At 34.3% G+C, this 14,489-nt stretch carries 13 protein-coding genes and 1 pseudogene; 9 read left to right on the top strand and 5 right to left on the bottom strand.

Annotated features, from left to right (window positions below; all coding sequences use genetic code 11):
• The first annotated feature begins 31 nt into the window (after positions 1-31).
• Together ACSUE0_RS02380 and ACSUE0_RS02375 are read left to right on the top strand one after the other, a co-directional pair.
• Entirely contained in the window at positions 32-1,090 is a 1,059-nt protein-coding gene (locus ACSUE0_RS02380) for a hypothetical protein (RefSeq protein ID WP_119614074.1), read from the top strand.
• A 348-nt stretch (positions 1,091-1,438) separates the two neighbouring features.
• On the top strand, positions 1,439-2,818 hold the full coding sequence (locus ACSUE0_RS02375; protein WP_436955905.1) for an L-cystine transporter: 1,380 nt from the start codon (positions 1,439-1,441) through the stop codon (positions 2,816-2,818).
• 244 nt (positions 2,819-3,062) lie between these two features.
• On the opposite strand, the gene ACSUE0_RS02370 is transcribed toward ACSUE0_RS02375, so the two are convergent.
• The 4 genes and pseudogenes from ACSUE0_RS02370 to nfsA all read right to left on the bottom strand — a co-directional run bounded on the left by ACSUE0_RS02370 (position 3,063) and on the right by nfsA (position 5,948).
• Positions 3,063-3,242: a hypothetical protein gene (locus ACSUE0_RS02370; RefSeq protein WP_017723349.1), complete on the bottom strand. Its 180-nt coding sequence runs from the start codon at positions 3,240-3,242 to the stop codon at positions 3,063-3,065.
• A gap of 96 nt (positions 3,243-3,338) precedes the next feature.
• Positions 3,339-4,227, bottom strand: a pseudogene (gene sdaAA / locus ACSUE0_RS02365) (L-serine ammonia-lyase, iron-sulfur-dependent, subunit alpha).
• A 310-nt stretch (positions 4,228-4,537) separates the two neighbouring features.
• Positions 4,538-5,113, bottom strand: a complete 576-nt coding sequence (locus tag ACSUE0_RS02360; protein ID WP_436955903.1) for a hypothetical protein — start codon at positions 5,111-5,113, stop codon at positions 4,538-4,540.
• 79 nt (positions 5,114-5,192) lie between these two features.
• Positions 5,193-5,948 carry an oxygen-insensitive NADPH nitroreductase gene (nfsA, locus tag ACSUE0_RS02355; protein ID WP_119614077.1) on the bottom strand — a complete coding sequence of 252 codons (756 nt, stop codon included), beginning with the start codon at positions 5,946-5,948 and terminating at the stop codon, positions 5,193-5,195.
• A gap of 319 nt (positions 5,949-6,267) precedes the next feature.
• Between nfsA and ACSUE0_RS02350 the strand changes: the two genes are divergently transcribed.
• From ACSUE0_RS02350 to ACSUE0_RS02330, 5 genes are all read left to right on the top strand, one after another.
• A complete protein-coding gene (locus tag ACSUE0_RS02350; protein ID WP_436955900.1) occupies positions 6,268-8,262 on the top strand; it encodes a catalase in 1,995 nt (664 codons plus the stop codon).
• Between the two features lie 614 nt (positions 8,263-8,876).
• Positions 8,877-9,446, top strand: coding sequence for an alkyl hydroperoxide reductase subunit C (gene ahpC / locus ACSUE0_RS02345; protein ID WP_017723357.1), 570 nt, complete (start codon positions 8,877-8,879; stop codon positions 9,444-9,446).
• 16 nt (positions 9,447-9,462) lie between these two features.
• On the top strand, positions 9,463-10,986 hold the full coding sequence (gene ahpF, locus ACSUE0_RS02340) for an alkyl hydroperoxide reductase subunit F (RefSeq protein ID WP_436955898.1): 1,524 nt from the start codon (positions 9,463-9,465) through the stop codon (positions 10,984-10,986).
• Between the two features lie 673 nt (positions 10,987-11,659).
• Positions 11,660-12,280, top strand: coding sequence for an NDxxF motif lipoprotein (locus tag ACSUE0_RS02335; RefSeq protein WP_119614080.1), 621 nt, complete (start codon positions 11,660-11,662; stop codon positions 12,278-12,280).
• Between the two features lie 296 nt (positions 12,281-12,576).
• Positions 12,577-12,792: a hypothetical protein gene (locus tag ACSUE0_RS02330; protein WP_017723360.1), complete on the top strand. Its 216-nt coding sequence runs from the start codon at positions 12,577-12,579 to the stop codon at positions 12,790-12,792.
• 41 nt (positions 12,793-12,833) lie between these two features.
• On the opposite strand, the gene ACSUE0_RS02325 is transcribed toward ACSUE0_RS02330, so the two are convergent.
• Positions 12,834-13,412, bottom strand: coding sequence for a histidine phosphatase family protein (locus ACSUE0_RS02325; protein WP_436955896.1), 579 nt, complete (start codon positions 13,410-13,412; stop codon positions 12,834-12,836).
• 123 nt (positions 13,413-13,535) lie between these two features.
• Between ACSUE0_RS02325 and ACSUE0_RS02320 the strand changes: the two genes are divergently transcribed.
• Together ACSUE0_RS02320 and ACSUE0_RS02315 are read left to right on the top strand one after the other, a co-directional pair.
• Positions 13,536-13,901: a DUF4870 domain-containing protein gene (locus ACSUE0_RS02320; RefSeq protein ID WP_119614082.1), complete on the top strand. Its 366-nt coding sequence runs from the start codon at positions 13,536-13,538 to the stop codon at positions 13,899-13,901.
• Positions 13,902-14,057: 156 nt separating this feature from the next.
• Positions 14,058-14,393 (top strand): DUF4889 domain-containing protein, encoded by a 336-nt coding sequence (locus tag ACSUE0_RS02315; protein ID WP_017723363.1) that lies wholly within the window; start codon positions 14,058-14,060, stop codon positions 14,391-14,393.
• Positions 14,394-14,489 lie beyond the last annotated feature (96 nt).

Genomic DNA, 14,489 nt, shown 5'->3' with positions numbered 1-14,489 from the left:
CATAAATCCATTAATGAAAGGACTTATTTCTATGTTAACCAAAGAATTTGCACAACGTGTTGAGCTAAGTGAAAAACAAGTCCGTAAAATCGTTCAACATTTAGAAGAACGCGGTTACCAACTTAGTAAAACAGAATATCGTGGCCGTGAAGCTACAGATTTCCAAGAAGAGGATATTGAGTTATTCCAAGACATTGCTGAAAAAGTAAAACAAACAAATAGTTACGACTTAGCTTTTGAAGAATTAGAGAAAGAAAAAGACTTTTTACAAGTATTAGTAAAAGACGATAGTAGTAATTTACCTACAGATCAAAATGTATCTAAACTTGTAGATGATTTACGTTCTGAAATTCAAAAAATGCGTGACGAACGTCATATGCTTGGCCAAATGATTAATCAAGTCCACCAACAACAACAAGAATTACATGAAATGCAAAATCAAATCACGTCTAAATTGGATGCTAATACTGAATCATTACAAGCCATCCAATCTTCTACTAATGAAATTAAATCAACTCAAAATGCTATTCAAGATTCACAAAAAGAGCAATCTGAATTAGCTAAATCAAATGTTGAAACTGCTCATATCGCCGCTTCACAGTCTACAAACGCTAAGAAAGACGATGCTTTAACCGAAACTTCTACCGAATCAGTAGGTGTAAAATCATCTACAGAATCTCAGTCAGAAGCGAACAAAGATGTTAACGATAAAGGCAACAACGAAACATCAGACAACGTTACTTCAGATAGCAAACCAGATGCTACTATAGCAAAGGCGCATACCGACGAATCCGAAATTACACCAGTGAGCGCACAATCTGATACTAATGCTAGTACTGGGAATGTAGAACAATCAACTTCAACTGAAGAGAAGTCAGCTAATCAAGTTAAAGATGCTACTACCGCTACTGATGAAGGAAATGAATTATCAACGTCAGCAACTGATGATGAAACAATTAAAGATGAAGTAACTGAAACAAGCACTCAAGATGAAACAGGTGATAATACAGCTTCCTACACATCGACTTCATCTAACGAAGCACCAAAAGAAGAACGTAAAGGTTTCTTCGCTCGTTTGTTTAATTTATAAAACTATCATTATTAATCCAAAGTGTACTATGATTAAAGTACAGTCACCACCGAAAACACATCATTCATTATAAGAGCGAAAATATATAGTCGAGTTTTAGAACTTGATTATATATTTTCGCTTGTTTTATATATAAATTTCCCATATCCATCCACAAAATCCTAAAACACCTCCCCTATTAATATAGTTGAATGTCTTATATAAACCCAAGTTTTATTATCAGAAAATAAAGACATTTTAATTTCGCAAATTTCTTGAGTAATTAACTTGAATATTATTGAGTTTGCTAATATCCTTAGTATACGTATCGGATTAAAAAATTAAATAAGAAAGTGTAGGTCCTTTTTTATGTTATTGACTATTCTTAACATCATTATTTTTGTGGCCTTCCTCATCGGATTATATATAATGGCTAAAAAACACGTTTCATTTCCAAAACGTGTTTTCTCTGCTTTAGGTGTTGGGATCTTTTTTGGTATCGCAGTACACTTAATCTATGGTGTGGACTCTAAAGTTACTAAACAAACTATGGATTGGTTTAGTATCGTTGGTGATGGCTACATTTCATTATTACAAATGATTGTAATGCCTTTAATATTCATTTCAATCGTTTCAGCATTCACGAAAATTAAAGTAGGAGATAAGTTTGCTAAGATTGGTGTTTATATTTTTGTATTTCTTATAGGTACCGTTGCAATATCTGCAATTATTGGTATTATCTCAGCACTTGCATTCGGTTTAGACGCTTCTTCTATTGATTTAGGTGGCGCCGAAAGTTCAAGAGGTAGCGAGCTTGCGAGCCAAGCTAAAGATATGACAGCCAATACATTACCGCAACAAATTTTACAATTATTACCTAGTAATCCATTCTTAGATTTTACTGGTCAACGTACAACTTCTACAATCGCCGTAGTTATATTTGCAGCGTTTATAGGTTTTGCATTCTTACGTGTTATGCGTAAACAGCCAGAGAGTGGTAACTTACTTAAACGTGGTATCGATGCATTATACAGCTTAGTTATGGCAATCGTAACATTCGTATTGCGATTAACACCTTATGGTATTTTAGCGATTATGACTTCTACAATTGCTACAAGTGATTTTGAGGCAATTTGGACTTTAGGTAAGTTCGTAATTGCGTCCTATGCAGCACTTATCGTAATGTATATTATTCATTTAATCATTATCTCAGGCATTGGTTTGAACCCAGTGACATTCGTCAAAAAAACTGGTGAAGTACTATTATTCGCCTTCACTTCTCGTTCTAGTGCTGGTTCATTACCCCTCAATGTTCAAACACAAAAAAATCGCCTAGGCGTGCCAGACGGAATTGCAAACTTTTCTGCATCCTTTGGTCTGTCAATTGGACAAAATGGTTGTGCCGGTATTTATCCTGCTATGCTTGCAGTCATGGTAGCACCAGCTGCTGGCGTGGAAGTTAACTTACAATTTATATTAGCTGTGATTGGCGTAGTAATAATCAGTTCATTTGGTGTAGCTGGTGTTGGTGGCGGTGCCACATTCGCTTCTATCATTGTATTATCTACATTGAATTTACCAGTTGCACTAGCAGGTGTCTTAATCTCTGTCGAACCATTAATCGATATGGGTCGTACAGCATTGAACGTTAATGATTCTATGCTTGCTGGCACAGGTACAGCAAAACTTACAAACAACTTAGATCAAGACACTTATAACCAAAAAGAATATGCTGAAATTGCAAATTAATACCAAGTTATTTGTTGCTGCTCACTTCACATATTTTAATTATTTATGAAACATTTAAAAAGGGAGTGGGTCAGAAATCAAATTTTCAAATATAGATTTCGTAGTCCCACCCCGGCAAGGGTGACTAGAATTGAAAAAAGCTTAATATAATCGTATTTTCAATTCAGTCACCTACTGCCAAATTGAAAAGAGCCTGAGACATCTATTTATGTCCCAGGCTCTTTTTTATTTCGCTCAACTAAGATTATTTATTTCTCTTAAGCTCTATCATTAATTTTATATAATTAAATAAAAAAACAAGAATTAAACTTAAAGATAATGACTTTAACAGTAGGTTGACCCAGGTACCCTCTGCGGTAAAGTAATGCGTCATTATGCTACATAGAATAAACGCCAAAAATATAAGCCCCAATTTAAATAACATGTCTCCCACCTCTTTTAATATAGTTTAGTGGGAAACATGTATTTTTTCAGTTTAATTTTTATCTATTAATAAGTTTACTTATTTTCAAACTAAAGATTATGAATTAACCCTTGATTGTCCGAAGATTTTTCTCTTAATTTCTTCTCCGGTAGGCGTACCCGCTAAACCACCTATACCCGTTTCACGTAATGAAGCAGGTAAATTACTTCCTACTTTATCCATGGCTTCAATGACTTCATCTACAGGAATTTTGCTTTCAACTCCTGCTAATGCAAGATCCGCTGAAATTAATCCGTTTCCTGATCCTATGGCGTTTCTCATAACACAAGGAATTTCTACTAACCCAGCGACAGGGTCACATACAAGACCTAATAAATTGCTGATAGCTAGTGCCATTGCATGACCACTTGCTTGCGGTGAACCTCCAAATACCTCTACTGCTGCCGCTGCTGCAATCGCAGATGCTGAACCAACTTCAGCCTGACCCCCCTATCGTACCTGCCACGCTAGCATTATTTGCAATTACCTTACTGCATAACGCCGCAGCAAATAGGAAATCAATCATTTGATCTGTAGTTAAATGATGTGATTTTTCTAACTTAAACAGAATTCCGGGTATAGTACCCGAGGAGCCAGCCGTAGGAGTCGCACAGATAATCCACATTGCCGCATTAACCTCATTAGTAGCAATCGCCCCTTTTAATGCTTCGACCATTTCGTAACCAGACAATGCATGTTCTTGCTCATTATAAGTTGCTAATTTAACAGCATCCTGCCCCGTATAACCTGTAACACTTTCCACTCCTTCACCAGTTGTACCTTTTTCTACTGCTTCTCTCATAACATCTATATTTTGTTTCATAAGTGCTCTAACTTCATCTCTTGAAATACCTTTTAATGACATTTCTTCACTAATCATAATTTCTGCAAAAGTTTTACCTTTTTCTACTGCATAATCAATGATTTCTTGCATCGAATTTAGCATACTGTCACTCCTCTAATGTATATATGAAAAGCGTAAAGCATCGTATCTTTTCCGTAATTCACCTATCGTCTCAATTGATAACTCTTTATTCAAATGCAACGCAATTAAACATTTCCCTTCATTATCTAGAAATCGATTTTTTCGAACTTTTTGTGAATGAATTCACAAATAAAGCAAATAAGTTTTGGCAATTTTGAACTTGCTTGATTATAAAGGTGTGTTGACTTAGGACCAACACAATTCTCTTTACAAATAAAAAAAGCTTTTCAATCCACCATATAACTATGATGAATTGAAAAGCTATTTTTAATTAATATACTGGTTTGAAGGGCCCCCATGTTATTCGGTGTTTACCGTCTAAAGGAATCGTATCAATTGATTTAGATACATCATCAAACCATTTTAAGAACGCGGGGTATTTATCTAACTTAGCCTCAGCGCTATCTAGTGATACATCATGTAAATACCACGCTTTACTTTCGAATTCGTATTGAACTTGCGCATAGGCAAGCCGCGTCATATTAACACTATCATACAAACAGTTTACTTGTTTCGCTATAATAGGCGCTTGTGATACTAAACTTTGAGAAATAACCTTTTTGTGATCTTCATTATCTAAGTCATTCCACATTCTCAACTGGCCATCCATTTGGAAAAACATATCAATTGTAGGTTCTTTTTCATCAAAGGAAACCAAGATGAAGATACGTTCAGCAGTGTAATCTACAGAATTAATTGCACCGACAACGAGTTTTTGTGCCACCTTTGCCCAGTATTCTTGAGCCTCTTGAGGGGTGAGCTGACTTTTCGATGAATAAACACGCTCATTCTTATCATCTTGAACTTCCGGATCCTTCGACTGTTTTTTAAAAATCTTATCGAACATGTTCAACTTCACTACCCCCTTCCAGAGAATGAATGGCACATTAAATACGCCTAGAATACTTAGGCTATTTCAAGGTGCGTTATTTTCTTATAAATCCTGATTTATTTAACTGTTCTAACATATCTAATCTTTGTTTCGAACTCATAAAGCTTGCAATTTGATTAGACCATGTTTCTGAACGTTCTCCGTTTGTGCGAGCACTATAGTAATCACTAACCGTTTGGTCATAAGCTTTTAATTGCGCTCTTTGAGATTCTACATCATTATTGTATTGGTTTTGATGGAAAACATGTTCAAATGGTAAACGAGGTTTAGGGCTGCCGTCCTCATCATCTTCTGGAATACCAAGTGCCATGCCAAATAGTGGGAATGTGTGTTCAGGCAAGTTTAATACTTCTCTTACACGTTCAATATCATTTCTTAAAGATCCTAAATAAACAATACCGTATCCCATATCTTCAGCTGTAGCAGCAATATTTTGAGCTACCAATGTGGCATCGATGGTGCCAACAAGCAATCCTTCTGCTGATTCAAATGACGTTCCCATATCATGTTTTGATTCTTGGTTAACGATGGAATGTCTATAGTAATCCATTACAAATACAAATAAATAGCCATTTTCAACCACATAAGGTTGGCCTGACACTTCTTTTAAATCTTCTTTTACTTCTGGATCGTTGATACCAATAATTGAGTATGCTTGTAAGTAACTAGAGGTTGAAGCACTTTGTCCAGCTTCTATAAGTTGTTTGATATGCGATTCTGAAATAGGTTCTTTCTTAAATTTTCTAACTGAATGATGTTTCTTCAGTAGGTTATACACGTGTTCAGACATCTTTCCACTCCTCATTTCTGTATATATATACCCATAGCATAACAAACACACATTTCCATTGCTTATATTCTGTTTACCCGATTTTCATGATAGTTAAAAGGTTTAAATGTAATTATCTTTAAATTTCTATAATATTTTACTGATTACTATAAAATTTTAAAACATCATCAATAAATATCTTCTTTAAATCGGCAATATAACATTTATATCAAGGTGTAATTTTGAAATGATAGTGTATATAGATAATTATAGATACATGTTTCTCTTTTGTTTTTAGTGGAAAACATACAGTGAAAGTTTTATTTAAGGAGGGTTTCATTTGGTTAATAAAAAACAAAAGCAATTAAATGAAGTAGAAAAAAGCAATGATGAGAAACCGATGACGACAAATAACGGTGTTAAAGTAAGTGAAGACGAAAATACTTTAACGGTTGGTGAACGCGGCCCCAGTTTATTAGAAGACTTTCATTTTAGAGAAAAAATCATGCACTTCGACCACGAACGCATACCAGAACGTATCGTGCATGCTAGAGGCTTCGGTGCACATGGTGAGTTCAAAGTATATGAAGATTTATCTAAATATACTTCAGCAGACTTTTTAACTAACCCCGATAAAACTACGCCTGTCTTTGTTAGATTTTCAACTGTACAAGGCTCTAAAGGTTCACCAGACACTGTCAGAGATGTAAGAGGCTTTGCTACTAAATTCTATACAGACGAAGGTATTTTCGACCTAGTAGGTAATGATATTCCTGTATTCTTTATTCAAGACGCTATCAAATTCCCTGACCTTATCCACGCAGTAAAACCAGAACCTCACAACGAAATACCACAAGGTGGTTCAGCCCATGATACATTTTATGATTTCTTCGCCCAAAATCCTGAATCAACACATACAACTGTATGGGCAATGAGCGACCGCGGTATCCCTAAGAATTTCAGACAAATTGAAGGATTTGGCATCCATACCTTCCGCCTAGTTAATAGCGAAGGAGAGTCATATTTTGTAAAATTTCATTGGAAACCACTACAAGGTTTAGAATCTTTAGTTTGGGATGAAGCTCAAATGTTACACGGTAAAGATGTAGACTTTCATCGTAAAGACTTATATGAATCTATTGAAAAAGGGGATTATCCAGAATGGGAATTGGGCTTACAAATTATTCGTCCCGAACAAGAATTCGAATTTGATTTTGATATTTTAGACCCAACTAAAATTTGGCCAGAAGATCAAGTGCCCGTTAAAATAGTGGGCAAAATGACATTAAATCAAAATGTAACTAATGTTTTTGACGAAACTGAACAAGCCGCCTTCCACCCTGGCCATATTGTACCCGGTATTGATTTCTCAAACGACCCATTATTACAAGGTCGTCTATTCTCATATACCGATACTCAAATCTCTAGATTAGGTGGTCCAAACTTTAATCAAATCCCAATCAACCGTCCAGTTAACGAGGTTCACAATAATCAAAGAGATGCCATGCACCAAATGAATATCAATAAAGGACAAGTGGCTTATCATAAAAATGCGCTTAATAACAACGATCCACATACAACACCTAAAGAAGAAGGTGGCTATGAACACTATCAAGAAAAAGTTGAAGGACGTAAAATCCAAAAACGTAGTGAAAGTTTCAAAGATTATTATAGTCAGGCTAAGCTATATTTAAATAGTTTAACGCAACCTGAATTTGACCATACTGTAGATGGCTTCTCTTTCGAAATAGGTATGTGTAATTCAATTATGGTAAAACAAAACGCAGTGAATCAACTGAATAAAGTTGACCGTACATTAGCAGAGCGTGTTGCTGAGAATGTTGGCGTTGAAGTGCCCGATGTAAATGAAGAAGTTAAATCAGACGCACAAGACAGTAAATTAACAATGGAAAAATTCGACATTCCATTAGCAGGTCACTCTGTAGCAGTAGTAGTAAATGGCGATATCAGTGCCGAAACATTGAAATCTTACGCCAAAACATTTACGGAGAACAAGCTTAATTATGCATTTGTCGGTCAACACCCTAAAGATATATCTGAAACGTTTGGTATTACAGAAACATTTGATACTGCCCATCCAACACTATTTGACAGCCTGATAGTACTATCAGATGATAGTGAGCTACTCCCAGCTGCTGAAGAATTTGCAGAACTTACGTATAAACACAACAAACCTATTGTTGTAAATCAGTCCGCAGCACAAGGATTAGCAAATGCTAAGTTGAATTTAGAAGCTCCTGGCGTCTTTGTTTCAGACGACCCTCAAACAATTGTGCAAGCATTCGACCGTAAAAGATATTGGAGTAGAAAATGATTAGAACATCGACTTTGCTATACCAATTGATATAGCAACGGATCAAGGTATTTTCGCATGCATCATTTGATAAGCACTCTATAATATGGGACGAGGAAGAAATCAGATTTTTACTAATTGATTTCTTCCTCGTCCTTTTCCATTATTTAATAGCTAGTTCAATATAATGCGAGCAGTCTTAAGGAGGTCTTATTTTACGAAAAGTTTATAATTACAAATTCCAAAAAAGATAAAACGTTCATAAATTTGTAATAATTCCATTTAACCCTATCAAATCAACACTAAATAAACATATAATCATTTAAAGTAGCCTTTCTTCTCATTTTCATTGTTTAGTTGAGAATAAAAAAGGCTATTTTTAATCTATAGGCAGTTTTCCAAAAAATAAATACACCTACTTCTCGGGTGTAAATTTGCACCAACAAACTCCGTCACACGCTCTATTACAAGGCAACTGTCTAATATTCATCTTAGTGAGCTTTCTTTGTTGACGAAAATAATGTGAAATGCAATAATAGTAAACGAAGATTAGAATTATTATAATTAAGAAATAATAATAATTTAACACCATAATTCTAATTAAAATTCAGTTCAAAAAATAGGAGGATGTTTTTATGTCTTTAATAAATAAAGAAGTTTTACCATTCACAGCTAACGCATATGATCCACAAAAGGATGAGTTTTTAGAAGTATCAGAAGAAATTTTAAAAGGTTCTTGGAGTGTAGTTTGTTTCTACCCAGCAGACTTCTCATTCGTTTGCCCAACTGAATTAGAAGATTTACAAGGTCAATATGACAAATTACAAGAATTAGGTGTCAATGTATATTCAGTATCAACAGATACACACTTTGTACACAAAGCTTGGCATGATCACTCAGAAGCAATTAACAAAATTCAATATACAATGATTGGTGATCCATCTCAAACAATCACTCGTAACTTTGATGTATTAGACGAAGATCTAGGTCTTGCTCAACGTGGTACTTTCATCGTTGACCCTGACGGCATCGTACAAGCAGCTGAAGTAAACGCTGACGGTATCGGCCGTGACGCAAGCACATTAGTACACAAAATCAAAGCAGCACAATATGTACGTCAACACCCAGGCGAAGTTTGCCCAGCAAAATGGGAAGAAGGTTCAGAAACATTACAACCTGGTCTTGACTTAGTAGGTAAAATCTAAGGAGGCATTGATTTAAATGCTAAATGATCAGCTTAAATCACAATTACAACAATTACTTCAATTAATGGAAGGCGATGTTGTATTAAAAGCAAGTCTTGGTGCTGATGACAAGTCTAACGAACTTAAAGAGTTATTAGACGAAGTCTCTGCAGCTTCTTCTCGCATTACTATAGAAGAAACTGACTTAAAACGCACACCAAGTTTCTCAGTAAATAGACCTGGAGAAGAAACCGGCATTACTTTTGCCGGTTTACCTATGGGTCACGAATTCAATTCACTTGTACTTGCATTATTACAAGTAAGTGGACGCGCGCCTAAAGAAGAACAAGCCGTGATAGATCAAATCAAAGCACTAGATCAACCACTACACTTTGAAACGTATATTAGTTTAACTTGTCAAAAATGCCCTGACGTTGTTCAAGCATTAAACTTAATGAGTTTATTAAATCCTAATATCACACATTCAATGATTGACGGTGCTATCTTTAGAGAAGAATCTGAAGATATCATGGCAGTACCAGCAGTTTTCTTAGATGGCGAAGAATTTGGTAATGGACGTATGACAATTCAAGATATCCTTGCAAATTTAGGTAGCCAAGCAGACCCAGCAGAGTTCAATGATAAAGATCCATATGACGTGTTAATCGTTGGTGGTGGACCTGCAAGTGGTAGTGCCGCTGTTTATACAGCTCGTAAAGGACTACGTACAGGGATTGTTGCTGATCGTATTGGCGGACAAGTTAATGATACAGCAACTATTGAAAACTTTGTCACTGTTAAAGAAACAGATGGTCCAAAATTTGCCTCTGCATTAGAAGATCATATAAAACAATATGACATTGATGTAATGACAGGTATTCGTGCTAATGACATCGAAAAAACCGATAGTGGTATCGTTGTTTCTCTTGAAAATGGCGCAAAATTAACAAGTAAAACAGTTATCATTTCAACAGGTGCACGTTGGCGCAAGCTTGAAGTACCTGGCGAAGAGGCATTAATTAACAAAGGCGTTGCATTCTGTCCACATTGTGACGGGCCTTTATTTGAAAATAAAAACGTAGCCGTAGTCGGTGGCGGTAATTCAGGTGTCGAAGCAGCAATTGATTTAGCAGGTATCGTTGAACACGTCACATTATTAGAACGTAATGCTAGCCTTAAAGCAGACAACGTTTTACAAGAACGTTTAAACAGCTTACCTAACGTAACTGTTATTAAAAATGCACAAACAACTGAAGTACTTGGTGAAAATGCTGTAACTGGTATTAAATACCAAGACAAATCTCTAGGTGAAGAACACACATTAGAACTTGAAGGTATTTTCGTCCAAATCGGACTATTACCAAATACTGAATGGCTTAATAATTATGTTGAACTAAATGAAGCTAATGAGATTATGATTGATCGTAAGAACGCTACAAGCATCCCTGGTATTTTTGCAGCTGGTGATGTTACTGATGATCGTAATAAACAAATTATTATCTCAATGGGCGCTGGTGCAAATGCTGCATTAAATGCCTTTGATTATATCATTAGACATTAACTATTCTGTCAAAGTTATTTCATAGTGAGTGGCCAACGAAATCATTATAAAAAATATGATTGTCGTGCCACCCACTTACATATCATTAAGAACGATCCCAAAGGGAGCGCAATGACGAAATTGAATTCATTAAAAAAGTTTTCGTTGTTCACAGGCAAAGATAACTAAGTTTATAAGGGATAAAAGCGTTTAGCTTAGCTAAAGCACACGTATAAATCCCATTAACTAAATATAATAATTTAGGCTGGGGCAATTAAAACTTATCCCAGCCTATTTATGCATGTATCCAGTTGTTCAAGTATCCCCTATTCGCCCTTCCCATATTTAAATATAATTTTTATCTCAAACAAATCTATTACTTATGCTTTTTTACCCATTCATCCTTACCTCTGTTCAGATTAATGCAACCAAATTTTATTACAAACAACAAGCCGCTGTATACCACCTTCAATAACATTTTAAAGTTAAAATCTAATGAATATTTTAAAATTAATTATAATAAATTTATTGTTTTCTTGTTTTGTTCAAAAGATTGTGCGTTTATCATTTAATCATTTATTCAAATCAATAGCTCTAAATGATACGCTTAAGTTATAATTTTTATAAAGCACGTTTAAACATTTACTGTATTGTTATACTCGTACGATTATTATTAAAGGAGCCATTAAAATTTATGAAAAAAAGTATATTACTATCGTTAGTGCTAGTGCTAACTGTTATACTCGCAGCATGTTCAAACGATAAACCTAAAGATGACAATAGTCATAGCGAGAGACATGCGCCTAAAAATGTGAAGAAAATCACCGAAAAAGACATCTTTAACTCAGATAAAAAAGGTGAAACTTTAAGTGAAGCTGAAACAAATAAAGCTATCAAAAAATACTTAGATGTGAACTCTGATATTATTGATAATAAGTATCTACTTCAATATAGAATAGATAAACAAATTGGTACAGATAAAAAAATTACTGATGAACAGGCTGAACGTTTATCTGATTTATCACATAATGCGGTTAAAAATGATGTAAGATTCAAGAAATTCGTAGAAGAGAATAAACTACCACAAGGTTATCAAGAAAATGTCGATCGTATTATCAAATATTTCACTGCTTTAAATACCACAATTAAAAATGCGGATGAAGATATAGAACAATTAGACTACCAACCACAGAATGAACTTAATGTTGTAGATGTATCTACTAAATACGCCGGAGATGTTAATGGAAAACAACAAGATAAAATCAAAAAATTCCTAAAAGACAAAGGCATTGAATCTGATGCTGTAGATAAATAACCTGGACGTTTCTTAATCGATTGAAATCAAAAGCATGTAATTATAGGATTATTCTATTAAATTACAATATGATTACAAGACAATTGTTCTTGATAACAAAGGCTTGAACGTCATTTTTATGTATAACACTCAATTGCCCTGACTTATTTCTGTAAAAAACCTTACTTAATTGTAAGGTTTTTTAACATAAAATCCCTTTTTTTCTCAAAGTAACATTTGTTAAGATTAATTTAAGTTAATAAACAAATGAATAGAAGCATAGCCACTCAGTAATAATTCTAAGGAGGCACACCTTTATGGTTTTAACTATTTTAATAGGTGCAATGGCTGCTATCTTCATAGCTTTTAATCTCTTTGAGAAGAAAGAAAAATATGGTGTTGTTTCATTTAAAACAATCGCCCTTAGTGTAACTTACGTTATACTTGCCGTTGTTGTCGGCAGTTTTTTAGACAATATTAATACAATATTCCAAGGATTTCATGATAGCTTAACAGCAGCTAAAAGATATTAACCTGAACCGACAAAGTCGTAGTTCAGGTTTTTTGTTTGTGTTTATTTTTCTAATTCGTATGGTACACAATTTTCAATTTTACGCTCAATCACCGTCGCTTGCGTATCATATCTTAGATAGACAAAGCAACAACGAAGCACGACCTGATGTGCAACAATTACAATAGTTTCTAAACTATTATCTACTTCATGTTCAAAAAATTGCGTTACACGTTGTAACACGTCTTCATAACTCTCCCCACCTGGCGCTTTTTGGCTAAAGCTATGACGGAACGATAAATAATCCTCATCATTAAAATAACGTGCATATTCAGGTTTTTGTTCAATTTTGTCCACCATTTCCCCTTCAAACTCACCAAGCGAGCGTTCTCTTAACGAAGATGTCACACTTGCAGGGATAGCGTTATCGAATATCGCATTATATGTCTGCCTAGTACGCAGTAAATCTGATAAATACACATGATCTATGTCCTTTTTATTAAAATAATTTTGCAGCAACTGCGCAGAACGTGTTCCCTTCTCCGTTAACGGCACATCTAATTGCCCACAAAAGTAATTTTTACCTTCTTTTTTATCATAATTTGATTGTGATTCACCGTGGCGCACTAAATATATTTTCATATGTCTTCCTCTTCTCTTTTATAATCATTGTTCCACAATTGTACCTAACAAAAATGTAATATTAAATATCTCCACTATATTTATATCTAATTTATTGTTACTATCCTATTTGAGGTGATATAAATGAACGAACAAGTTACACAAAATAATACACAAAGCGAGCGCATACTTGCATCTATTAGTTATTTCAGTATATTTTTCGCACCTATTATTGTACCTATAATTATCTGGATTTTTGCTGATAAACCAGCTTCTATACATGCAGCGAAATCACTAATTTATCATATTATAACTTACATCGGACCTATCTTTTTAATCATTAGTATTGCTATGGGTGGTATTGTGATTGATTCACAAAATACAACTGTTAGTTTAGTAGCACTCGCATTAGGTATATTAGTATCTGCCATAACTATTTGGTATACGATAAAAAATATTTACCGTGGTATTAAAGTGCTCATTTCAGACTCAACACTTTATAATCCATAATCCTATATTTAATTGCTATTGATTTAAAACCCATTTTGAATTGTACATTGTCTTATTAAGTTATAATTAAAATATGACAAAGTTCAAAACAATTTAAAATTTTGTATACTTAGACAGTAATATCTTTTATGCTTAGAGTTAAAGGAGACTGAGATTATGAGTAAAAAATTAACAATATCTTTAATTAGTATTTTAGTTATTATTGGTTTAGCTTTCACTATATTCATGATATTTTCTGGTCAAAAAGATACTTATTATGGCTATATGTCTGAAAGTACAACTGCAGAAAAAGTTGTCAGCGAAAAAGATGGCATCGTAACGAAAGATGTCAAACTTGAACATGACGATGATTTCAAACCTAAAAAAGGTGATTTTGTAAAATTAGTATCTAAAGATGACGGTAAATCATTCTACAAAAAAGAAGTAGTAAAACATGATGATATCCCACACGGATTAATGATGAAAATCCATGAAATGGATATGAATCACTAATTTTATAATAACGATTGTTTCAAACATAACAATCCTATTAAAAGGGGGTGTAACACAAGATCAAATTAACTAATTTGATTCTGTGTCACACCCCTT

This window comes from Staphylococcus sp. AS1337, from assembly GCF_051408735.1.
GTDB classification, from domain to species: domain Bacteria; phylum Bacillota; class Bacilli; order Staphylococcales; family Staphylococcaceae; genus Staphylococcus; species Staphylococcus xylosus_B.
Note: the sequence above shows the minus strand (reverse complement) of the source record. Positions and strands in the feature narration are given on the sequence as shown.

What these genes read in the sequence shown, in the direction of transcription:
- ACSUE0_RS02330 (WP_017723360.1), top strand. Translation starts at nt 12,577, where the DNA reads ATGGTTTTAACTATTTTAATAGGTGCAATGGCTGCTATCTTCATAGCT.
- ACSUE0_RS02380 (WP_119614074.1), top strand. Translation starts at nt 32, where the DNA reads ATGTTAACCAAAGAATTTGCACAACGTGTTGAGCTAAGTGAAAAACAA.
- ACSUE0_RS02375 (WP_436955905.1), top strand. Translation starts at nt 1,439, where the DNA reads ATGTTATTGACTATTCTTAACATCATTATTTTTGTGGCCTTCCTCATC.
- nfsA (WP_119614077.1), bottom strand. Translation starts at nt 5,948, where the DNA reads ATGTCTGAACACGTGTATAACCTACTGAAGAAACATCATTCAGTTAGA.
- ACSUE0_RS02335 (WP_119614080.1), top strand. Translation starts at nt 11,660, where the DNA reads ATGAAAAAAAGTATATTACTATCGTTAGTGCTAGTGCTAACTGTTATA.
- ACSUE0_RS02370 (WP_017723349.1), bottom strand. Translation starts at nt 3,242, where the DNA reads ATGTTATTTAAATTGGGGCTTATATTTTTGGCGTTTATTCTATGTAGC.
- ACSUE0_RS02320 (WP_119614082.1), top strand. Translation starts at nt 13,536, where the DNA reads ATGAACGAACAAGTTACACAAAATAATACACAAAGCGAGCGCATACTT.
- ACSUE0_RS02360 (WP_436955903.1), bottom strand. Translation starts at nt 5,113, where the DNA reads ATGTTCGATAAGATTTTTAAAAAACAGTCGAAGGATCCGGAAGTTCAA.
- ahpF (WP_436955898.1), top strand. Translation starts at nt 9,463, where the DNA reads ATGCTAAATGATCAGCTTAAATCACAATTACAACAATTACTTCAATTA.
- ACSUE0_RS02315 (WP_017723363.1), top strand. Translation starts at nt 14,058, where the DNA reads ATGAGTAAAAAATTAACAATATCTTTAATTAGTATTTTAGTTATTATT.
- ahpC (WP_017723357.1), top strand. Translation starts at nt 8,877, where the DNA reads ATGTCTTTAATAAATAAAGAAGTTTTACCATTCACAGCTAACGCATAT.
- ACSUE0_RS02325 (WP_436955896.1), bottom strand. Translation starts at nt 13,412, where the DNA reads ATGAAAATATATTTAGTGCGCCACGGTGAATCACAATCAAATTATGAT.